Raw genomic sequence first — 21,925 nt, 5'->3', positions numbered from 1 at the left:
CGGGATGATTCGGCGGTTAGCGCCACAACACGGGAGCCGGTGCTGTTGTCGTGGAGGCATCCCTCCAATACGGGATCTTCGCGGTCACCGTGACCGTTAGGAATTTTCCGGCAGCCGCGGAAGGCACAAAGTATGAGGTGCCGGTGGCGCCCTTGATAGGGACACCGTTGAGCTTCCACTGATAGTAGGATTTCGCTCCAGTCGACCAGCGGCCTGCACTGACGATCCTCACCGTCTGCCCAACCTTCGGATAGGTGCGGCCGATGCCCCAACTGGTGGTAGGCCGCGCGGACATGATGATGGACCGCTGGGCGATCCTGGTAGTCGGGGTGGACGACGCCGTTGCCGTCGGATAGCCCGCCAGCGAACCGGCCACCGTAAGGGTGATGATTTTCCCGAGGTCGGCCAGGCCCAGCCTGTAGCTGGCAGCGGTGGCACCGGGGATGGCGACCCCGTTCCGCTTCCACTGGTAGGTCAGCCTGGCGCCGCTGTTCCAGACACCGGCGGTGATCAGATCCCCGGCGTACCAGGTCTTATTAACGATGTACGGAGCGATCACGACGTTCTTGGAGATCTTCGGCGAGTTGGCTGTGCGGACCTGCTTCGGATCGTATCCGCCCAGGGTCCCGGTGATCTGCAAGTAGACGTAGCGGCCGTGCGAGGCTGCGGGCGGTGTGTAGCTGGTGCCTGTCGCGCCGGTGATCGGGGCGGTGGTCACACCGTCGACCGAGAACCACTGGTACGCAAGTTTGGTGCCGGGTGTCCAGGTTCCGGACGAGGCGGAGATAGCTTTGCCGGCCAGTCCGGTGCCGGTCAAACGGGGCGCTGCCGTGTTCTGCACCTGGGGGCGGCGGGCCACGATGATGGTGGTCGGTTCGGAGGACACAGTCCTGGCCGTGTAACCGGGGCGGCTACCAGTGACGACGAAAGTGATGGTGTGCCCGATATCTGCCGCTGTGAGTGTGTACTTATCGGTCGTGGCTCCGGCGACTGCGACGCCGTCACGCTTCCATTGCCGGGTGAGGACTGTGCCGGTGAGCCAGGCGTTGTCGTAGCCGTTGAGGATTTCGCCGACCTCGGCGTCGCCGCCGCGTAGGTCCACGAACGGATTGCCGACCAGGACGAAGGGCCGGGTGGTGTTCAGGTCCGTGACGGCCGTCTGCGGGGAGGTGACCGAGGTGTCCCGTTTGCCGACCTTGGAACCGGTGACCCGAACGCTCACCGTGCTGGTCGCCGGGCCGCCGTCCACGGGGAAGGTGAACGTCTTGCCAGTCTCGCCGTCGAGCGGGTAACCCGAGCCGTTGAGCCACTGGTACATCAGTGTCGTGCCCGCTTCCCAGATCCCGGGGTTAGCGATGAGGGTGCCGCCGGGTTCGGCGAATCCCGTGGTAGCGACAGTCGCAGGGCCCTGGACGTAGCCGGGGACGGCGATGAAGTCGGAGGCGTCGACGAACATGACGTTGTCGCGGTAGCCGGGGAGTGTTGCGGCCACCCGCACGGAGAGTTTCCTGCGCATGTCCACGTCGGAGATGAAGATCGAATTCGCGGGCGCGTGGTCCTCGTTGTTCACCTGCCAGCTATACCCGTACTCGTTCGTGTAGAACCACTGGTAGGCGAAGCCTGTGCCCTCAGGCCAGGTGCCGGGAGCAACGTTGAGGGTTCCGCCCCAGACGGGGTCACCGCTCACCGTGGGGGCAGGTCCGCTGACCTGGGTGCGGTCCATGTAGGCGAAGTATTCATCGGCGGTGTCGAAGGTTTCTGCCGGAGGGGTGACGTACTTGTAGCCGACCGCATGCATCGAATCCGTGCCGGAGACCATGCCGATGACGCTCATGCCTGACTGGATGGTGAAGGCGTTCCATTCCCACCACCACGTTGTGGGTGCTGCCTCGTAGTGCTCGTAGCCGCTGTGTCCGCGGATGCGTTTGCTGAACTCCAGCGAATCCGGACCGGCTGGGTCCTGCCCGGGATGGTCCACGAAGTCCTGAAGCACTGCTGTGGCGGCGGCGCCGAACTTCAGAGGCTTGAAACCGTTTTGGGCGCGCGTCGCGTTGACTGTGTTGAAGAGGGTTGCGATCTGCTGCCGCTGCTGCGTCTGTGTGAGGGCTGCCGTTACGGCTGTCGGCGTCCGGGTTGGCGTCGGCTGGGCCAGTGCGGGGGTCGCTGTGTTGAGCGAAGCTGCCAGCACAGCGGCGGTGATGGCAGATGCTGTCCTCATGGTCCGGGCGGGGGGTTTTGGCACGGTTTCCCGCACCTCCTGTCGGGGTGGCGGGAAGTTGCTTCATTCATACAGGCAAACGGCCAGATATTCATCCGTTCGTTGGATAAAAGTTCCATCGTGGCGCGGGGAGTCATGCCTGTCGTGTCATCCAAAACAGAGGTGACAGGACGGCGTCAGAGGCCGGAAACGGCCTCCAGACCGTGGTCTACCCCATGGCTAACTCGCCGGCGAGAGGGCTTGGAAGGCAGTGTGCCCGAATATGGGCGGCCTGTACCGGGCCTATAGGAGCATCATCCACTGCTACCAGCGGGCGAGGTTCCCATCCCAAAGGGGACTATCGCTATTCGCTCTTCCACGAGCCGTTCTGCGGCCCTTTAAGCCACGTCTTCATAGTGGGGCTTCGGCACGAACAGGAGTCCATGTTTCTTGCTGACCAAGTGCCTGGCGGAACAAGACTAGGGCAGCGGCTGCCCTAAGTGACTATCAAGCTCGTTCAGTTTTGAAGATAGCTGACTCTTCAAGCTCTGGGCTTGGGCTGGGGAACAGTTGGCAAGTTGGGCGTTCAGGGAGATTATCGTCTGGGCCAGTCGCTCCGACTTTCTACAGCGTTTCTTCCACTCGCGTAGTTCGCGACGTGCAGTCGGCAGTGCGGCCCCTGGATGAGTTAGTCCGCGTTGAAAGCTGACAGCACTTAGGATCAACCCAAGCACGGCTCCGAACAGTGTCCATCCGTCTACATCTGGTTCAGGTTTTTTGTTTAGAACGGGAACTGCGAAGAACGCAATGGCAGTCAACAGAAAGGATGCCACTCCAAGCAAGGAGTCCGGCTCGGCCTCCGGTACATGTTGTGCCCCATAGCGCCTGACCCACCCGACAAGTGCGAGAGGCACGGGGGCCATGAGTAGCAGAGCGCACAAGCTAGACCAGATTGGAGGGTCCCACCCCGGCATGGTGAGATCCGCCATGACTGCACCGAAACCGATTGTGAAAGCCACATAGGAGGCCGTAATGAGGCTGTTAGTTGTACGTGAATTCACTAGATCCCCAAATCTTCGCCGACACACAAACCTGATCTAGACTAGTTTGTTTTTCAGGTGGGGACGTGTGTCCGCGGCGTCCCTTCTGTGAACACCTGCCCCTCGACCCGCCACCAGCGTGGGCGTCTGGTAGCGCGACCTGGCAGACCGCCACATGAGAGTCCTCCTGGACCCGAGCATTCCCGGCTACACGCCCATCGGGATAAGCAGGGGAGCCAGAAACCAGCAACTGACGCTGGCAATGGCGACATCCGTGGATCTGAACGCCGCCACGAAGCGCAGAACCCCACGCAAATGCCTATTCGATGCGCCTAGCCGCCACTCGAACTTCCAGCTCCGAAGTGTCAGGTTGGGGTCTAAGGCCCCCGAGAAGGTGTGTCGAGAAAGGGGGATTCTCGATCCTATCCTGACGCTTTCTACACCCCAGCCTGACGTCAGGTTGGGGTGTACTTAGCTTGACGACCTTGTTTCTTGCGGGGCTTTCATTACTCACCCAATCGCCGGGCTGGGCCGGCCGCAGTTGGCGTAGTCGGATCGTCAAGGGGGCTGGCGCAGGTTTGCGCAGCGGCAATTGGCCTGACGGGGATGCCTTCCTGGACTCCGATACTGTTGCGGCAAAAAAGCCAGCAACAGGTGTGGGGATTGGAGTCCTGAATTTCCCGACGGCGTTCGGCGTCGTCTTCATGAAGCCCCACCCAGGCTGTGATTTTGGCAGCTACCAGGCGTTTGGCCATGATGGTGCTGGTGGAGCGCTGGGGTACGCCGACCCGCTGTACGGCATCAGCTTTGGCTACATCCCGCTCCAGATGCAACTCCCGGGCGGCGCGGATGTGAGGGCGATTCACCTCTCGCAAACCGTGAGGGCTGCTGTCCGCCAAAGCTAGAGGCTCCGCGGGATGTCAGGCGTTTCCGCTGCCTGCGGGGAGCGGGGCGGTGGCGTAGGCGTGGCTTGTCTGCAGGATTCCGGTGACGACATCAAGTTCAGCGTCGTTCCGTGGTCCGTAGATCATGACCATTCCCCGGGCAAGCCTGATGCCGGCCAAGGGATGAGCCACGCCCCAACCTTTGGCTATGGCCTCGCGGGCAAGCGCCGGAGGCAAGGCCATATGCAGTGATCCGTCGTGTTCGGGGTGGAGGTGCGCAAACTCTCCGGCCTGTGGAACGAGGAATGCATCAAGCGGCGTCCGCGGGTCGCGTTCGATCATGAACCCGGTTGCACCTGGTACGGAGATGGCTGACTGGCGTGCAGTTACCCCGGGCAAGGCGAGGACCCGGTTCAGGAGCCGCTCCCGGACTTGGCGCGGGCTATTGTCGGAGCGTTGCTCCTGCGGTATTGACCAGGAAACGTCGGGGCGGGCACCGGAACGGGCCGGGAGTGCGCCGTCGGGAAGGTTGCTCCAGGTGCCATCGTCGGACGGCAGGGTGCCGCGAGAGGCAAGGAAGTGCAGCCGTTCCGCGATCCATCCGCCGAGCTCGGCAACAGTGGTGTTGGTGAGATTATGGCCGCCGGGGTCGCGGCGGGCGTAGCTGGGTGCGCCGGAATCACCAAGCAGGTAGGTCCATGTGCGGTCCAGGAGCTCGCGCGGGATGATTGTGTCCGTTTCGCCTTGGGCTACGAAAACGGGCACTCCGGCCAAGCGGGCAGGTGAAGTTGGGACGCCGGCGTCGAACGGTAACGTTCCGTAGAGGATGGCGGCGCTTGCGAATCGCTGTGGATCGGACAGGAGCAGACCTCCGGCAAATGCTGCGCCGCCGCTAAAGCCAACGAGTATTACCGGGCGCCCGGCGGGTGCCAGGTGGTCGAGCCACGTCCGGAACCAAGCCATGGTCTGTTTGAGGGACTCCGCGACCGGACGGCCGATTCCACGGTTGGCGAACCAGGCGTATCCGCCTCCGGCGGGAATCGGTGCGCGGACAGCTGCGTACGACGGGCCCTTTGGGAGGTGTCCGGCCAAGCCGATGATGCCGGTCTCATCGGCGCCGCGTCCGTGCAGCAGCACCACCAGGGGACGGTCGGTGGTGTCAGGGCTGTGCCAGACAACCGTGGGTTCGGCGAAGGCGTCATTCATTTGTTGTCCTCATCAGGGTTAATGTCGGTGATTCGGCCAGCGGTGGGCACACCGGAGCATCTGCGCAGTTCGTCGTCGAGCTCCAGCGGCTCAACGGGCGCGGTGTTCGCGTGCTCGCCCCAATGCTGGCGGGGAAGCATCCACATAAGTTCGAACTCGTTGCCGTCCGGATCCGCGCCGTAGACGCTTTTCGTGGCCCCATGACTGGATTGACCTGTGTACGCGCCGGCATCTTCCAAGGTCCTTCGGGCTTCAGCCAGCTCTTCGATGGTGTCCAGCTGCCAGGCAAGGTGGTAGAGCCCGACGCCGCCACGCACCCTGGGCGGCGCGCTGGCGCCTACCCCGAAGAGGCCGAGGTCGTGGTGATTACCGGAGCGCGGAAGCCTCAGGAAGGACGCGTTGGCGCGCGGTTCGCGGGCGACGACTTCCATCCCGAAGACCTGGGTATAAAAGCGCTCGGTCCTGGCAAGGTCGGTGACGAAGAGTACGGCATGGTTCAGCCGGACGGGTGAGACTGGCATCGGAGGTGGTTCTTTCTCGGTACGGAAGCCGCGCCCGTGGTGCGGGAGCCGGCCTATTAGGCGGCCGGCTCCCGGAAAATACGGTGGTGCGGAGTCGGGTTGACTGCCTGCTTAGGCCTTGACGGCGAAGCCGCCGGTCCAGGCGATCTTTTCACCGGCGGCGAGGGCGATCTGCAGGAAGCCCGTTGCCTCCAGCTCACGTGCCCGGCGCAGCGATCCGGCGTCGATGGCGCGCAGGCCGGCGGCGGTGATGACCCCAGCGAGCCGGGTCTTCGCGTCCGCGTCGTCCCCGGCGATCAGCACCGTGGTGGGCTGCCCGGCGATTTCGCCCGAGGCCAGGGTGGCCGCGAAGGTGGTGTTGAATGCCTTCACGACGCTGGAGTTGGGAAGCGAGGCCTGGATCTCGGGGGCGGCCGAGGAATCGGCTGGTACGGTCGATAGCAGTTCGCCCGTGATGTTCGGCTTGGCCACGATGACTCCCTTCAGGTCGGTGGCAGTGCAGGTCAACGTTTTCAGGTACAAACGGCAGTTATGGGTGCGCGTCTGGAGGCAGGAATATTCCATGCCGTCGGCGATAGTTTCATGTCGTCGCGTGGTCCTGCCGCTCGAGCAGGCGGGATACGCCGTAACCGATGACGACGCCCCAGAACGCGGCGTGGATGTTGAAGAGGTTTAGCCCTGAAATTGTGACGACGAAAGTGACGAGGGCGCCGAGCGTGAACTTCGTCGCGAAGGCAGCAACGAACGCCTGCTGGAGGGCCCTGAGCATGGCAATGCCGCCCAAGGCCAGAATGAACGCCTGCGGGGTGGCGAGCATGAGCCGGGTCAGCATGGGAGCCACCAGAGCACATACCAGAGACAGTAAACCGTAGATCACCGCGGCGGTGTACTGGCGATTTTTCTGCCCGGAGGCGGTCAACAGGGCATTGGTGGGGCCGGTCACGCATGCCGAAATTCCGCCGAAGGAGGCATTGAGCAGGGAGAATACCCCGGAGCTCATGGCGAAGACGTTGATTGGCGGTTTGTGGCCTGCGGCCGTCAGCACAGCTGCGCCCTGCCCGTTCTGCACGACTAGGACAGTGAGCGCCAGAGGGATGACCAGTTCCAGTTGGGCTGCCCAGGTGAAGACGGGGGCAGTGAACAATGGCGAGGCAAAAACCGGTCCTCCCCCCTCAATGATGAATCGGCCGCTGAGTGCGACGGAGACGATGCCCACCGCAAGGGTGCCGAGTACCGGGGGGAGATATTTGCCCAATGCCGGCACAGCGGTGAGCACGAGGAACGCAACTACCATGGGTACCGCCACTGCGGGATCGTCGCGCGTGGAGGTGACAATGTCGGTACCGAACCGGAGGAAAACGGCCGCGACCATGGCCATGACGATCGGCAGGGGGATGGCCGCCATGATCCGTCGCACTACTCCCGTGGCGCCGAGGGCGAGGATCAGGACTCCGGCTGAGAAGAACGCCCCCACCACCTCGGGGAAGGACAGGTGCTGCAGCGATGGCCCCAGCAGTACGGTGCCCGGGATGGACCAGGCAAAACCCAGGGGCTGGCGATAGATCATGGACATGAGCACCGTCGCCGCACCCGCCGAGAGGAAGATAGCGAAGACCCACGACGCCAGCTGGCCCTGGGTCAGTCCGCCCAGCGACCCGACGGTAAGGGTGACCGCAATCGGGCCCGAGGCGGAGAAGGCCAGTCCGACTGCCCCGTTCGAGGCGTAGTGCGGCCCGATGTCCCGCAAGAAATCGCGGATGCCTGCCGGGCGGACCCTGGGTCTCTCGAAGAGCGGTTGGGGACCTGGTTGCAGGGCCCGTGCCGACTTGTTGGCTGTGGACCGGGCCTTCGAGGACTGGGGCATGGTTGCTCCTGAATCGATGAGGATGGACCCTCAGCGGATGGAGTTGGGGTGTTTGGCCAGGGGTGTGACCTTGACCTTCATGTACGGGTACATGGGGAAGCTGCTGAGGACACCATGCAGCTCGTCGTTTGATGCGACGTCGAATACCGAGTAATTGGCGTACTCGCCGACAACCCGCCAGATCGAGGCAAGTCGGCCTTCCTGTTGCAGCTGCTGGGAGTATTCCTTCTCCAGTCCCTGCATGCGGGTGATATCCGCTGCGGATAGGTGCGGGGGGAACTGCACGTCCATGCGTGCCAAAAACAACATTATTTCGTTCTCCTGGTGATCGGGGGGCTAGGACAGCCGGTACTTCGCGAGCTTGACTTCGTCGATTTCTGCGCCGACGCCGGGCAGATCGCGCACGGCAATCGTCCCGTTGATGATCCGGAGTGGATCGGCCAGCAGATCATCGGACATGTCCAGGAAGTTCGACAGTTCCCCTGCCCGGCGGCTGGTGGCTTCGTGGGCGGCACCAAAGGCGACCGTCGCCAGCGAGCCGACCTGCGTATCGATCTGGTTGCCCATGGTCACGTCGACCCCGAGCCCGGTGCACAGCCCCAGAATCTCAGTGGCCTCAGTGAAACCCGATCGCGCGGTCTTGATGCAGATGGCATTACAACCGCCTGAAAGAAGCTCGCGGGACGCGTCCCCTGCCGTGGGGACGGATTCATCACCCACCACAGGGATTGGCGACTTGTCGACCAGGCGCCGGCGGCTCATTGCTTCCTTGGCATCGCACGGTTCCTCGAGCAGGGTCAGTCCGAGCCCCTCGGAGCGGTGCAGTACCTCGAGGGCCTCGTTGGCAGTCCAGCCCCGGTTGGCGTCAAGGTAGATCTCCACGTCCTCACCGAGGCCCTCGCGCAGTACGCGGCATGCCTCGATGTCCAGTGACAGCGGCCGTCGGCCCACTTTCAGCTTGAACGTGGTGATGCCGTATTCCTCACCGAAGCGCAGAGCCTCGTCCAGAAGCTCCTGGGCGGGCCGGAAGCCGAGCATGTGGCTGACCCTCATCCGGTCTGTGTACCCTCCGAGGAGCTTGTGGACCGGAGTGCCGAGTGTCTTGCCGATCGCGTCCCATACCGCAATGTCGACCGCACCCTTTGCCACCTGGTTGTGGATGGTCCGACGCAGCACCGCATGAATCTGCTCCCGGTCCGTGATCTCAAGGCCGATCAGCTGCGGGGCGAAAGTTCCCTCAATGATCGTCCCGATTGACACCTGGGTCTCGCCATAGGTGTACGGACGTGGGGGTGCGTCTGCGACTCCAACGACACCGTCGTCCGTGTACAGGCGCACCAAAACATGATCGGCATTCGTCACCTCACCGCTGGCGAACTTCAAGGGGTGCGTATAGGGAATGGAGTAGGGAATCACTTCAATCCGTTCGATTTTCAACGGCGCGGTTCCTTTCAGTGAGGCGGGGCGGGTCATGGCGAACGAGGTGAAGCTGGCTGCACTGGGCATAGCGATGGAAATTCGGTGAAGGAGTTTTCGTAATTCGTTATCAACAACAACGAATCCCCTCAGGGGCGGTGGGAGCTGGCCGGGAATGGCTCCGCCGGCTGGAGAAACGCCCCGGAGCCTTCCGCTCCGGGGCGCCTCATCTGGACGGGCCGCCCCTGGCCGGGGCAGGCGCGTTAGTTGTTACTTGGACTCTCCGACCCGGGCGAGAACATAGTCGTATACAGCTTCCTCGCCCGCCGCGCCATCGGTGCGCGGTTTGGGGTCGAGCATGAGCTCGGGCTTGACTGCGGAAGCGATGTCATCAGCGTTGTGCGGGTCTCCGGGGAAGTAGAGCTGCTGGGTCACCGGCTGGAATCCGGGCGCGGAAACCTTGATGTGGATGTGGGCGGGCCTCCAGGCGTGCCATCCTGCTGCTTCGATGAGCTGCCCACAGGCACCGTCTGTAGGGATCTGGTATGGAGCCGGGCGCATGGTGTGGATGGTGAACTGCCCATCGTCATTGGCCTTGACCGTTGCACGGAACAGCCACTCCGGAAGGCCCGGTGCGTACTGCGAGTAGAAACCGGCTGCATCGGCGTGCCAGATCTCAATCTGTGCTCCCTGGATCGGGTTGCCGTCTGTATCGGTAAAGCGGCCGCTGAAGCGCAGCGGCGTGCCCTCCTCATCCTCACGCATCTCGACGGTGGCCGGGGATTCGAGCACGGGCGAGTCCGGCACGTAGTAAGGGCCTTCGATGGTTCCCCTGGTGCCGGGACGGTCCTGGGAGTTGACATCCTCAACGGTGTGTTCGAGCCACACGTCGAGGAACAGGGGCCACTCTCCGTCGGTGCCGACCTTGATCAGCCACGCCTTCAGCGCGTTGTACTCCTCATAGGTGACCTGGTGTTCGACGACGATGTCGTTCGCAGCCTTAATCAAGGCGCCAGCGAGCAGGCTCACGCGCTCCTTGGGCACGGCCACGCTGGAGGTCTTGCCCGATGCGGCGAAGCGCTCGGTGGCCTTCGAGCCGGCCTCCACGGCGGTTCCCTCGTTTTCCTGGCGGATGTCGTTCTGAATTTCAGTCATGGTGATCTCCACTGATCCTTGTAGCGGGGACGGGAAGGGCTCCCATCCTGTCGTGAGCGCCCCGCCGCCGCAACAGCGGTCAGGTGGCTTCACGTGACATTTATCTCAGGTTAGGCCGCCGATAAGGACGAAACAAATATTTATTAGCGGCTGATTATGACACCGGCAGTAATCAATGCCACCCTTGGTCGATCCTAGGGTTTTACCTGATGTGAGTGCTGTCACCTTGAAGCAGAATTGCTCACATACATTTTTCTTTCGGCAGGAACCGTGGTCTTCGAGACGCCGCCCGCCAGCCCCAAACTCTCCGAAGAAGGAGTACGTCATGACCGAGAACCTGAGCCGGGTCCGTGAGGTCCTTGCAGATGCCGTGATCGATGATCGTGAAAACGGCGTCATCCGGGCCAAGCGCGAGATCTTCACCGATGAAGAAATCTTCGAACTCGAGATGAAGCACATCTTCGAGGGCAACTGGGTCTACCTGGCGCACGAATCCCAGGTTCCCAACGTGGGGGACTACTTCACCACCTACATCGGGCGGACGCCCGTCGTGATCACCCGGGACAAGGACGAGAAGATCAACTGCATCGTCAATGCCTGCTCCCACCGGGGCGCGATGCTCTGCCGCCGCAAGACCGACAACCGCACCACGTTCACGTGTCCCTTCCACGGCTGGACGTTCAAGAACTCCGGCGAGCTGCTGAAGGTCAAGGACTCCCGCAATGCCGGGTACCCGGAGAACTTCAACAAGGAAGGCTCGCACGACCTCACCAAGGTCGCCCGCTTCGAGTCATACCGTGGTTTCCTGTTCGGCTCGCTCAATGCCGATGTCCTCCCGCTTGAAGAACACCTGGGCGACGCCACCAAGGTGATCGACTCCATCGTGGACCAGTCGCCCGAAGGACTGGAGGTCCTGCGGGGCTCCTCGACCTACACATACGACGGCAACTGGAAGGTCCAGGCGGAAAACGGCGCAGACGGATACCACGTCACCGCTGTCCACTGGAATTACGCAGCAACAACTGCGCGCCGCAGCGCCGGCGACTCAGCCAATAAGACCAAGGCCATGGACGCCGGCAAGTGGGGCAAGGTCAAGGGCGGGTTCTACTCCTATGACCACGGGCACCTGCTCCTGTGGCAGGAATGGACCAACCCCGAGGACCGCCCCCTGTGGGACCGCCGCGACGAACTCGTCGAAAAGTACGGCGAGGAAATGGCGAACTTCATGATCAACATCTCGCGGAACCTCTGCCTGTACCCGAATGTCTACATCATGGACCAGTTCTCCTCGCAGATCCGGCACTTCCGGCCGATTTCGGCGGACCAGACCGAAGTCACGATCTACTGCATCGCCCCCAAGGGTGAATCGCAGGAAAACCGGTCCAAGCGGATCCGGCAGTACGAAGACTTCTTTAACGCCACCGGCATGGCCACTCCCGATGACCTCGAAGAGTTCCGTTCCTGCAACAAGACCTACTGGGCCACCGCTGCACCGTGGAATGACATGACCCGCGGTTCCACCCACGAGATCCAGGGCCCGGACGAGCAGGCACAGGCGTTGGGCATGACCCGGGTCATCGCCTCCGGTGTGCGCACCGAGGACGAGGGACTGTACCCGATCCAGCATGGGTACTGGAAGGAAGTCATGGACAGGGCCCTAACCGAGGAAGAGCGCTCAACACCGGAATCCGTACCCGTCACCGCCTGATCAGACCAACGGACCCAGAGAGAGCTGCAAAACCCATGACAAGCCTGACCACACCCGTGACCTCGTTCAAAACCGCCCAGCAGATTGCCACCCTCGAAACAGTGCGTGCCTTCCTTTACAAGGAGGCCCGCCTGCTGGATGACCGCCAGTTCGATGAGTGGTTGCAGTGCTACCACCCGGACTCCGAGTTCTGGATGCCGGCCTGGGACGTCGATGACCGCCTCACCGAGGATCCCCAGAACGAAATTTCGCTCATCTACTACGACAACCGTGGCGGGATTGAAGACCGCGTTTTCCGCATCAAGACCGACCGCTCGTCGGCTACGTCGCTTCCGGAACCGAGGACCGGACACAACATCACCGACGTCGAGATTCTGGAGCATGATGGCGACCAGGTGAAGGTCCGCTTCAACTGGTTCACCCTGTACTTCCGTTACAACACCACGGACACTTACTTCGGCACGAGCTTCTACACGATCGATCTCTCCGGCGGCGAGCCGGTGATCCTCAAGAAGAAGGTCGTCCTGAAGAACGATTACATCCACCACGTGGTGGATGTCTACATGATCTGACGGCCCGCGCCGTCGGCCGTACTCGCTAGAGGTCACGGTCCCCAGCGTCCTGCCGGACATCACCTCACACGAGACAACAGCAATAACTTTCGGGGTCGTGAAGACGCGATTCCCAGCCAGGAGGAAATCATGGGCCATCAGGTAGCCCTCAGCTTCGAGGACGGCGTCACCAAGGTCATCAAGGTCGGCGACTATGAGACCGTCATGGACGCAGCGTACAAAGCGCGCATCAACATCCCGTCGGACTGCCGTGACGGTGCCTGCGGCACCTGTAAGACTTTCTGTGACTCGGGCTCCTTCGACCCCGGTGACTTTATCGACGACGCGATGACCGAGGAGGAACTCGAAAAGGGCTACCTGCTCACCTGCCAGGCGGTCCCGGAATCGGACCTCGCCCTCCAAATCCCGGCGACGTCAGAGTCCGCGAAGACCTCTGCGATCACGTTCACATCCACCCTCATTGAGCTCGACAAACACTCGGAGTCCACGATCTCCTTCTCCCTGGAGGTCCAGAACCGGGAGGCGTTGGCGTTCCTGCCCGGCCAGTATGTCAACATCAAGGTTCCGGGCACTGATGCCGAGCGTTCGTACTCCTTCAGTAACGGACCCGACGTTGAGAAAGCATCCTTCATGGTGCGCATTACTCCGCAAGGCGCGATGTCGGAGTACCTCCGTGACCGGGCGGCCGTTGGCGACACCATTGAGTTCACCGGCCCCTACGGCTCATTCTTCCTCCGGGACCCCAAGCGTCCCCTGCTGCTGCTTGCAGGCGGAACCGGACTGGCACCGCTGCTGGCAATCCTGGAGAAGCTCTCCCAGAACCCGCCGGCCACCCCGATCCACCTGATCTACGGTGTCTCCCGGGAAGCCGACATCGTAGGGCTTGACTGGCTGCGCGCCTACGAAGCGAAGCTGCCCAACTTCACTTGGGACTACATAGCCTCCGAGCCCGGCACGTCCGCACCGCATACCGGCTATGTCACCCAGATCATCGAGCCTACCCACCTCAACGACGGTGACGTTGATGTCTACCTGTGCGGGCCGCCGCCCATGGTGAACGCGGTCTCCAAATGGCTGGACAGCGAAAACATCCAGCCTGCCAACTTCTACTTCGAACGCTTTGCCCCGAAGGAGAGCACCGGGGGCGACGCCGAGACGGGCGCCCCCGCCCCGGCGGAGAAAATCCAGGCCGAAGGCGATACCATCAGCCGAACCGAGGCCGTCTCGTCGCTTGAGACCGGCCGGCTGGATTTCCGCAAGGAAGACAGCTTTGCACAGCTGGATGCCCGCATGGGCCTGGAGCTCGCCGTCAGCGAACTGCTGCTGGGCCGCCTCAGTGAGGAACAGCTGCGTCAGTTCCGGCGCCTAGCCGAGGCCACCACGCGCTCTGTCAGCGCCGGGACCGTCCAGGACCCGGAGGAGTTTGCGCGGACGAACGAAGAGTTCCACGAATACCTCTTCGTGGTGTGTGACAACCCGACGCTGCTCGAGTCCTACCGGAGGCTTGACGTCCACGCGCAGATGGCGGCAACCTTCGAAGCCGGAACCCGTATCTTCGAACGGGTCACGCAGGACCACCTTGACATCGTGGACGCTTTCGAGCGCCACGATAAGGCCCGGGTCCGCGAACTCATCACCGGCCACGCGCAGGCAGCCAAGGAAACCATGGCCGGAGCGATTGACGCCAAGACGGCGGACCACTGATGGCAGTGCCATACGCGGGACAGTTCCTCACGCCTGGCCGGTATGCCGGCAAGGTTGCCGTGGTGACGGGATCAGCCCAGGGAATCGGCCAGAAGGTTGCACAGCGCATTGCAGCAGAGGGCGGCGCCGTCGTTCTCGTGGACAGGGCCAAGCTCGTCCACGAAGTGGCCCGGGAAATCGGGGAGGCGGCACAAAGCGCCGGTTCGGTCGGCTCAGCCACGTCCGTGACAGCCGATCTGGAAACCTTCGCCGGCGCCCGGGAGGCGGTGGATGCGGCTCTGGGCACGCATGGCCGTGTGGACGTTCTGGTCAACAACGTCGGGGGCACCATCTGGGCGCGGCCCTATGAAGAATACGACGAGGACAAGATCGAAAAGGAAATCCGCCGCTCGCTCTTCCCCACTCTCTGGACCTGCCGGGCCGTGCTGCCCTCCATGCTGCAGCAAGGCTCCGGCACGATCGTCAATGTCTCCTCAGTGGCGACCCGCGGTCTGCACCGTGTCCCGTATGCCGCGGCCAAGGGAGGAATCAACGCCTTGACCCAGTCGCTGGCCATGGAGGTCGCCGGCCGTGGCGTCCGCGTGGTCGCGACAGCTCCGGGCGGCACCGAGGCGCCGCCGCGGAAGGTCAAGCGGGGGCCCGAGGCTGAATCCACGACCGAGCAGGCCTGGTACCAGACCATCGTGGACCAGACGATGGAGTCCTCCTTTATGAAGCGCTACGGCACGCTGGATGAACAAGCTGCACCGATTGTCTTCATGGCATCCGACGAGGCTTCCTATGTAACAGGAAGCATCCTTCCGGTGGCGGGCGGAGACCTCGGTTGAGCCGGCCGTGACCCGAAAGGCCGAGTGGGACCATGCGGCGCTCAAGTAAGCTTGCCAGCATGATCCCCGGCTCCCAGCAAGGCAACGCGGAGGAGGATCTGACACTCCTGGGCCGGGGGGAGGTCTACCAGGAGCTGTTGGAGACACTGCGCACAGTGCGTAAGGGCACTGTACGAACCATTGTGCTCAGTGGTCTGCAGGGCTCGGGAAAAACCGCTGTTCTCGACCGCTTCCTAGAGTACTGCCGCTCGGCGGCCCGCGGCGTACGCGTGCTCTCGGCAACCGGAGACGAGTGGGAGGCGCAGTTCCCGTTGGCTGGCTACTCCCAGCTGATGGCCACCCCGCCGCTGCGCACCGCTACCGACCATGCTGCAGCGGCGGCCCCACTGCCTGATTCCCCGGACACTCTCAGTCCCGCTCAGGTAGCCAAGCATGCATCAACCTTCATGGCGCATCTCGAAGGGCTACAGGCACACGGCACCGTGGTCGTCGCCGTCGATGACGTCCAGAACCTTGACCCAGACAGCCTGCACGTCCTCGTGTTCGCCATGCGGCGGCTGCGCGACAAACGCATCCTGTTTGTTGTCACTCTGGACCCCGCGCATTCCCAATTTGTTCCGGCCGGCGTCCTGGCGTTCTTCACCGGGCATCAGGTTTTCCGTCTCCGGCTGGAGCCACTGTCGCCCCAGGAGGTCCAGAACCTTGCACGGCATCGCTTTGGTATTGATTTGAGCGCGACGGCCGCCCACGGCATCGTTCAGCATACGGGCGGATTGCCGCAGCCTGTTGTTGAGCTCCTGGATGAGCTCCCCCCTGAAACCTGGCGGTCGTGGTTTTCGTCCCTGCCGCCGAGCTCCCGTGTTCGGGCCCAGGTACGAAGCCTTCTCAATGGCGCTTCCGCTGATCTGGTCGCTGTCGCCGAGGCCGCATCAGTACTCGGGGGAAGCGCAGGAATAGCAGAAGTCTCCCACGTCAGCGGAGTCAAAGACGTAATGGATGCCCTGGACGAGGGCCACAGAGCCGGACTGCTGGGCCTGTCGGTGGAACAGGCGCGCTCGGTGGTGACGTTCTTTGAGACGGGCACGACCGAGTCCGTTTATGAACAGATAGTCCCGAGCCGGCGCATAGAACTCCATCGCAGGGCTGCCGAGATCGTTCAGGTTGAGGGCGATCGTTTGGGCCACCGGGTGTCCGCGACGCCAGGTGCTGACGAGGATCTTGCTGCTGAACTGGAAGCCTACGCCCGCCGACAGGCTCTGGTCGGGGCGTGGCATGACGTCTCGACAGCGCTTTTTTCCGCGTCACGGCTCTCTGGGGACGTCCGCACGGCTAATGATCGGCTCCTCAGAGCAGTCGACGCCCTCGTAGGTTCCGGGAACATGGCCCAGGCCCAGATGTGGGCCGCCGCGGTAGACGCCATGGCCCCCTCGGCGCTCCGTTCCTCGGTGCTTGGCTACCTCTCCACTGCGTCAGGGCAGAATCACAGCGCCCAAACCCAGTTGGAAATGGCGTGGAGAACGAGCAACCCGGAAAGGGACCCGGCGGCAGCCGCACAGGTGGCCCAGCGCCTGGTTTTGCACGGTATTGCCTCCTGGGATGGCCCGCTCATAACCCGGTGGGCAGAGCAGGCCATGTCCCTAACCAAGCCGGGAACTCCGGCCTACATCGAATCAGAGGCCATTTACGGGTTGGGCCTCTACGCCCAGGGCCGGCTGTCCGAGGCGGAGGACTCCTATCGAAAGGCCTTCGAGCATGCCTCCGAAAATGCCCAGAAGCAGCGTGTGCAGATAGGCGCCGGCTGGCTTGCCCTGCGCATGGATGACGCTGAAACCGCGCAGGTCCACCTTGAAGCCGCCGCACCGACGGAATTCCGAGGTGGCTCATTGCGGATTTCCCTATGGGCGGAGGCCTGGTTGGCACGCACCCAGCTGGTACTCGGTAACTGGGATGCTGCTGCCGCGACTGTGGCTCGCGGTTCGGTGCGGCTCGAGGCCTCGCGAATGCCCCTGATCCGCCCGTTGCTGTACTGGACTGCGGCTGAACTATGGTCTATGCGCGGAGATTGGGACCGGGCCAGGTACTACGTCTCCCAGGCGTCGGTGCAGCCGGGAACCTACAGGGCCATGCAAGTACCAGCCAGTCTCGCCCGGGCCCGCTTCCATGAGGCGCGCGCGGACTACGAGAGCGCTTTAGCGGTACTGCAGCCACTGACGGAGCTGGACCCGTGGACCGAGAACCGGGTCTCCTTCTGGCCCTGGCAGGACACCTACGTGAACGCATTGGTCATGACCGACCAATTGGACAAGGCCGATTCATTCCTGACCGCCTTCGAACAGGTGCGGAGGGAACGCGCGGTGCCGTCAGATTTGGCCCGCATGGCCTGGGCACGTGGCCGCCTGGTGGCCGCCCAAGGTGACCCTGAAAGCGCCCGGGAACACTTCGAGACGGCGCTGGGACACCTGCGGGGGCTAAACCGGCCATACCTGCGGGCGCGCGTGAGCTTCGCCTACGGGCAGAGCATGCGGCGCGCCGGCAAGCGGCGTCTGGCGTCCTCCGTGCTGCGGGTCGCAAGGGATCTCTACGATTCGTTGGGCGCTGTGACGTACGTGGACCGGTGTGACCGCGAGCTGAAGGCAACGGGTCTTGATGTCGGCAATCTGCCGGATCCTTCTGACGCTGTCCTCGCTGCCGTCGCGCGGCCCCAGACCCAGCTCACGGCGCAGGAGCAGGCTGTGGCCGAACTCGTTGCGGCCGGAACGACCAATAAGGAAGCAGCTCGTAGCCTGTTCATTGCTGAGAAAACCGTGCAGTACCATCTGACCCGGATTTACGGAAAGCTGGGAATCCGATCACGGAGCGAACTGGCTGCACGGTTTCGGGATACTGACTGACCGACAAAATTGCGGAATGGCCGACCTTTGCAGCGGCATGTGGCGGGGCCGCCGGAAGAGCTTTCCGTCAACCGTACCTGAAAGAAGCAGAAGAAGCGGCTCTGCCTCACGCCGGGCTCTATTCGCTGTTAGTAGCCTGGACGGCGGTTGCCGAAGGACGCGGAGGAGTAAGGGAAGTCGTGGCGGCAACCACGATATCCAGGAAGCTTTGGAGGAGCGCTGACCGGTCCTCGCTCCGCCACGCGACTGCCAGCTCCACCTCGGGAGCTTTCTCGATATCGCAGTAGACCACGCCCTCGAGCTGCAGGGCGCGGATGCTGGCCGGCATGAGGGCAACGCCACCACCGGCTGCAACATAGGAGAGCATCATGGACGTCTCACTGAGCACTTGGGTGATACGTGGCTGGAAGCCTGCCTGACGGCAGATGCTGACCGTTGTCCGGTGCAACACTGAATCCGGCGGGTAGGCGATGAAGTCCTGGTCCTGCAGCTCGTGCATGGCCACCGGCCTGCCGGCCGCCAGCGCACTGAACGCCGGCAACGCGACAATTAGTGGCTCACGCGACAGAACACGGAAATCAATCCCTGGGGCAGCAATCGGCGGGCGCAAGAGCGCCACATCCAAGGTGCCGTCCCGCAACCCGTTCTCCATGGCCGGGGTAAGCATTTCCCCGTGCATGTGCAGCGAAAGCCCCGGCAGGGCCTGCTTGGCGCTCCGAACGATGGAGGGCATGACGCCGTACGTTGCCGAGCCCGAGAAGCCTACGCGGAGCACGCCTGCGGCGCCCTGCCCCACCTGATAGACGTCGGCCCGGAGGGTCCCGACCGCGTTGACGATCTGCCGCCCCCGGTCAAGCAATTCCTGACCTGCCGCGGTGAGCTCCACCCTGCGGGTGGTCCGGTTCAGGAGGCGCACACCCAACTGCTCCTCCAACTGACGGATTTGCTGGGATAGCGGCGGCTGGGCCATGTGCAGTCGTTTTGCTGCTCGCCCAAAGTGCCGTTCTTCAGCTACAGCGATGAAGTAATTCAACTGGCGAATTTCCACGATCCTTGCGTCCCTCCGCCGGATGCTGCTGGCCTGCCGGCCACAATTAGTTCATATAGTAACTCTGAATGACTGAACTAATACTGTTGTGATACCTAATCATAGGGTCCAGCCGTGCAATGCCCTGCAGCACACCGCATGCCGCCGACGATGCTCCAAGGGAAAGACCTGGGAGCATCGCCGGCGGCGGTGGAGGCTATCGAAAGGCTTATGAGCGCTGTGCCGGAGTGGCTGCGATTCCGCCCTCCACGGACTGCTCCGCAATTTCCTCGACTTTGTGTTCGGCTTCTTCGAGTTTCCGCTGGTGCGGGACCATCACGGTGACCACCGCCCCCAGGAGGGCGACGCCACCAAAGATGTAGAACGCAGTAGCGCCACCGATGCCGGCGACAGCCAGCCAGCCGCCGATGATCGGTCCCAGAATGCCGCCGAAGCGGCCCACGCTCGCGCACCAAGCAACGCCGGCCGCCCGGGCATTTGTCGTGTAGTAATTCGACTGGAACCCGTAGACAAGCACCTGGGTGCCGAGCGTCCCGACCCCTGCAAAAGCGATGAAGAGGAAGAGCAGCGGGAGGGGGAAGCCGAACGTCATCAGCACAAGCGTTATCGTAGCCAGGACGAAGGTGAAGGAAATGACCCGCTGGGGGCCTCGCCGGTCAGCAAGCCGGGAGAGCAGCAGACCTCCGACGACGGCCCCCAGGTTCAGCGCCAGCGGGAAAAACAGTGCGTACGTCCGCCCGTAACCATAGCCTTCCATGATTTTTGGCAGCCAGGTGTTCAAACCGTAGGTCAACAGCAGACCCGAGAAGGACATCAGTCCCAAAAGGATGGACGGCACGGCGAACTGACGGGAAAAGACGGCAGCAAAACCGGTCTTCTGCGGGGCGGCGCCCACTTGCTGGATAATACGTTCTTCGAGAAGGGGAACACCTGTTCGCACGGCAGCAGCCTGGGCTTCATCCTCGCGACCGCGGGCCAGCAGCCAACGCGGTGACTCCGGGAGCTTGAACCAGGCGATGGGCACGAGGATGACGAGGGGAAGAGCACCGATCATGAAGAGACCGCGCCACCCGATGTCATTGAGCAACAGGATGCCCATAACAGAGGCAAAAACGCCGCCCGCGGGGACTCCGCCGTAGACGATTGCGTTATAGAACTGCCGCCTGCCCGCCGGGGCGAACTCTGCCATTGTGGCTCCTGCGCTGGCGATAACTACGCCGAGCCCGAGGCCAGTTATGAAGCGCATGGCGCCGAAGGCCGTGACGGTCGTAGTCAGCGCCGTGACGAACATTCCGATCGAGAACCACGCAATGCCCAGAAGGAGAAGCCGGCGGCGGCCGAAAAAGTCGCCGACCGCGCCGCATATCAGCGACCCTACAAGCACTCCGATGAGCGCCCAGGAGCCAAGCAGTCCAGCTGCTGCAGCATCAAAGGCCCCAATCTGGGTTGGGTCGGCCAGAAGTCCCGGCAGGACTGTGCCGTAAACGACAAGATCGTAGCCATCGAACAGCATGGCGGTGCAGATAACGAAGGCCACCCAGTTTGCGGTGCGCGCCTCTTTGCGCGGTTCTTCGGCGATGATGGTATGCATCTTTGCCATATGCCTGTCCTCTCTGACGAAGCATGGAAGTGGGAAGTTGGTGGGCCCGGGGCCCAGCTTCATCCAGTGTTCCAGAGGTGTGACGCCCGCCATATGAGGGAAATACCCGGGTTCGCGCCGGGGGATCATCTATACCTACGGCATATCAATTGAGTAATTCCAGACAGCAACGTGCAAAAGTACACGCGCAGCACGTCGGAACTGCAGAGGCCGCTTGCATAAGGAATCCGGCTGTTCTTTGCGGCGGTGCTGGACTCTTGCGAATCTGGCGTAGCTGCGGCCGGGCGGAAAAGTGCGAAGGGATGGTGGTTCCGCCCGCGCTTAGGGGGCACAGTCACAAAGACGATCTCCGGAACTCGGAGGGTGATATGCCGAATTCGGATTTGAAGGATTTGGCGAGCCACTGGGCGTCGTGGATGCACCAACGGGCCGCTACTTCGGCGATCGTGAGACGGGATGAGCGGAGGTCCGCAAGATCACGGCGGACCGCCTGCAGCCGCTGGCTGCGAATAAACCCGGTAACGCCCTGGCCCGTCCCGGCAAACAGTCGTTGCACCGTGCGCGCGGAGACATGGTGTGCGGCAGCGATGCTTTCCAGGTTCAAGTCAGGAGCATGCAGGTTGCGGCCAATGTAGGACTCGATCTCATGGCGGAAAAGCTCCCCCGTGCGGTCTGCCGCCGCCTCGAAGTCCTGGAGGACTACTCCTGCAAGCAAGGAAGCGCCGGCGGCGGCCAAATGGTCCCGGCCTGCTGTCGGGGGAGCAGGCAGGGCGGCACATGCGCTGATGAACTGCGCCAACACAGTTCCGGCCCCTGTCGTGGAAGACCAGGGATGCTTGCTGGCTTTGTCCACCGCAGCCCGCGGGGAAGCCAGGGCTGCGGAGGGCGCCGTCATCACCTCGCACTGCCATGCACTCTGAAACGTGAGCCGGTAGGGGACGGCTGTGTCGTATAGACCAAGTTCCCCGGCATTCACAGTGTATTGATGCCCGGACTGTTCGATGATGCAACGTCCCCGCTGCATTGCACAGACCTTGAGCAACTCTGTCGGTGACTGTCGGACGGCACGCGGTGAGCGGACAAGTTGTTGCGCCGTTCCGGAGATACCGTAGATTCCAACGCTTCCGAAGTCAGTAGAGTTCAGGGCACCCGAGACCGGCCCAGAGGATCTGCCTAACGGCACAACCTCCAGCCCACCAAAGACGGACTCCATATCGTGATGCCACGCCTCAGCTATGAGACTCTCTGTCATGCGCGGCACCTCCTCGTGTCCGGAAAGATGGCGCCAATCG

The 21,925-nt window shown here is 62.8% G+C and carries 16 protein-coding genes and 1 pseudogene; 6 read left to right on the top strand and 11 right to left on the bottom strand.

What is annotated here, in order from left to right:
- Positions 1–16 precede the first annotated feature (16 nt).
- A complete protein-coding gene (locus tag ABRP34_RS23215) occupies positions 17–2,242 on the bottom strand; it encodes a hypothetical protein (protein WP_353713471.1) in 2,226 nt (741 codons plus the stop codon).
- A 1,471-nt stretch (positions 2,243–3,713) separates the two neighbouring features.
- Here ABRP34_RS23215 and ABRP34_RS23210 point away from each other — a divergent pair.
- Positions 3,714–4,142, top strand: a complete 429-nt coding sequence (locus ABRP34_RS23210; protein ID WP_353713470.1) for a hypothetical protein — start codon at positions 3,714–3,716, stop codon at positions 4,140–4,142.
- 15 nt (positions 4,143–4,157) lie between these two features.
- Here the strand turns inward: ABRP34_RS23210 and ABRP34_RS23205 are convergent, their stop codons facing one another.
- From ABRP34_RS23205 to catA, 7 genes and pseudogenes are all read right to left on the bottom strand, one after another.
- Complete coding sequence (locus tag ABRP34_RS23205; protein WP_353713469.1) at positions 4,158–5,327, bottom strand: luciferase family protein; 1,170 nt, start codon at positions 5,325–5,327, stop codon at positions 4,158–4,160.
- A complete protein-coding gene (locus tag ABRP34_RS23200) occupies positions 5,324–5,848 on the bottom strand; it encodes a VOC family protein (protein ID WP_353713468.1) in 525 nt (174 codons plus the stop codon). Before ABRP34_RS23200 ends, ABRP34_RS23205 begins: the two co-directional genes overlap by 4 nt.
- Positions 5,849–5,959: 111 nt before the next feature.
- Positions 5,960–6,283: pseudogene (locus ABRP34_RS23195) on the bottom strand (diguanylate cyclase); the annotation flags it as partial.
- A 145-nt stretch (positions 6,284–6,428) separates the two neighbouring features.
- The gene (locus ABRP34_RS23190) at positions 6,429–7,712 is read right to left on the bottom strand and encodes a benzoate/H(+) symporter BenE family transporter (protein ID WP_353713467.1); all 1,284 of its coding nucleotides are present in this window, start codon (positions 7,710–7,712) and stop codon (positions 6,429–6,431) included.
- A gap of 30 nt (positions 7,713–7,742) precedes the next feature.
- Positions 7,743–8,021, bottom strand: a complete 279-nt coding sequence (catC, locus tag ABRP34_RS23185; protein ID WP_353713466.1) for a muconolactone Delta-isomerase — start codon at positions 8,019–8,021, stop codon at positions 7,743–7,745.
- Positions 8,022–8,048: 27 nt separating this feature from the next.
- On the bottom strand, positions 8,049–9,149 hold the full coding sequence (locus tag ABRP34_RS23180) for an enolase C-terminal domain-like protein (protein ID WP_353713678.1): 1,101 nt from the start codon (positions 9,147–9,149) through the stop codon (positions 8,049–8,051).
- Positions 9,150–9,398: 249 nt separating this feature from the next.
- The gene (gene catA, locus ABRP34_RS23175) at positions 9,399–10,283 is read right to left on the bottom strand and encodes a catechol 1,2-dioxygenase (RefSeq protein WP_353713465.1); all 885 of its coding nucleotides are present in this window, start codon (positions 10,281–10,283) and stop codon (positions 9,399–9,401) included.
- 325 nt (positions 10,284–10,608) lie between these two features.
- Between catA and benA the strand changes: the two genes are divergently transcribed.
- The 5 genes from benA to ABRP34_RS23150 all read left to right on the top strand — a co-directional run bounded on the left by benA (position 10,609) and on the right by ABRP34_RS23150 (position 17,985).
- The gene (benA, locus tag ABRP34_RS23170; protein ID WP_353713464.1) at positions 10,609–11,991 is read left to right on the top strand and encodes a benzoate 1,2-dioxygenase large subunit; all 1,383 of its coding nucleotides are present in this window, start codon (positions 10,609–10,611) and stop codon (positions 11,989–11,991) included.
- 35 nt (positions 11,992–12,026) lie between these two features.
- Complete coding sequence (gene benB / locus ABRP34_RS23165) at positions 12,027–12,563, top strand: benzoate 1,2-dioxygenase small subunit (RefSeq protein WP_353713463.1); 537 nt, start codon at positions 12,027–12,029, stop codon at positions 12,561–12,563.
- A 129-nt stretch (positions 12,564–12,692) separates the two neighbouring features.
- Positions 12,693–14,267: a benzoate 1,2-dioxygenase electron transfer component BenC gene (benC, locus tag ABRP34_RS23160; RefSeq protein WP_353713462.1), complete on the top strand. Its 1,575-nt coding sequence runs from the start codon at positions 12,693–12,695 to the stop codon at positions 14,265–14,267.
- Positions 14,267–15,094, top strand: a complete 828-nt coding sequence (locus ABRP34_RS23155; protein WP_353713461.1) for a 1,6-dihydroxycyclohexa-2,4-diene-1-carboxylate dehydrogenase — start codon at positions 14,267–14,269, stop codon at positions 15,092–15,094. Before benC ends, ABRP34_RS23155 begins: the two co-directional genes overlap by 1 nt.
- 59 nt (positions 15,095–15,153) lie before the next feature.
- Complete coding sequence (locus ABRP34_RS23150; RefSeq protein WP_353713460.1) at positions 15,154–17,985, top strand: AAA family ATPase; 2,832 nt, start codon at positions 15,154–15,156, stop codon at positions 17,983–17,985.
- A gap of 118 nt (positions 17,986–18,103) precedes the next feature.
- On the opposite strand, the gene ABRP34_RS23145 is transcribed toward ABRP34_RS23150, so the two are convergent.
- From ABRP34_RS23145 to ABRP34_RS23135, 3 genes are all read right to left on the bottom strand, one after another.
- Positions 18,104–19,033, bottom strand: a complete 930-nt coding sequence (locus ABRP34_RS23145; RefSeq protein WP_353713459.1) for a LysR substrate-binding domain-containing protein — start codon at positions 19,031–19,033, stop codon at positions 18,104–18,106.
- Between the two features lie 208 nt (positions 19,034–19,241).
- Positions 19,242–20,633: an aromatic acid/H+ symport family MFS transporter gene (locus ABRP34_RS23140; RefSeq protein WP_353713677.1), complete on the bottom strand. Its 1,392-nt coding sequence runs from the start codon at positions 20,631–20,633 to the stop codon at positions 19,242–19,244.
- Positions 20,634–20,967: 334 nt separating this feature from the next.
- Positions 20,968–21,846, bottom strand: a complete 879-nt coding sequence (locus tag ABRP34_RS23135) for a helix-turn-helix domain-containing protein (protein WP_353713676.1) — start codon at positions 21,844–21,846, stop codon at positions 20,968–20,970.
- Between the last annotated feature and the right edge of the window lie 79 nt (positions 21,847–21,925).

This window comes from Arthrobacter sp. K5 (genome assembly GCF_040448525.1).
GTDB classification, from domain to species: domain Bacteria; phylum Actinomycetota; class Actinomycetes; order Actinomycetales; family Micrococcaceae; genus Arthrobacter; species Arthrobacter globiformis.
This window is presented reverse-complemented; position numbering and strand designations above follow the sequence as displayed.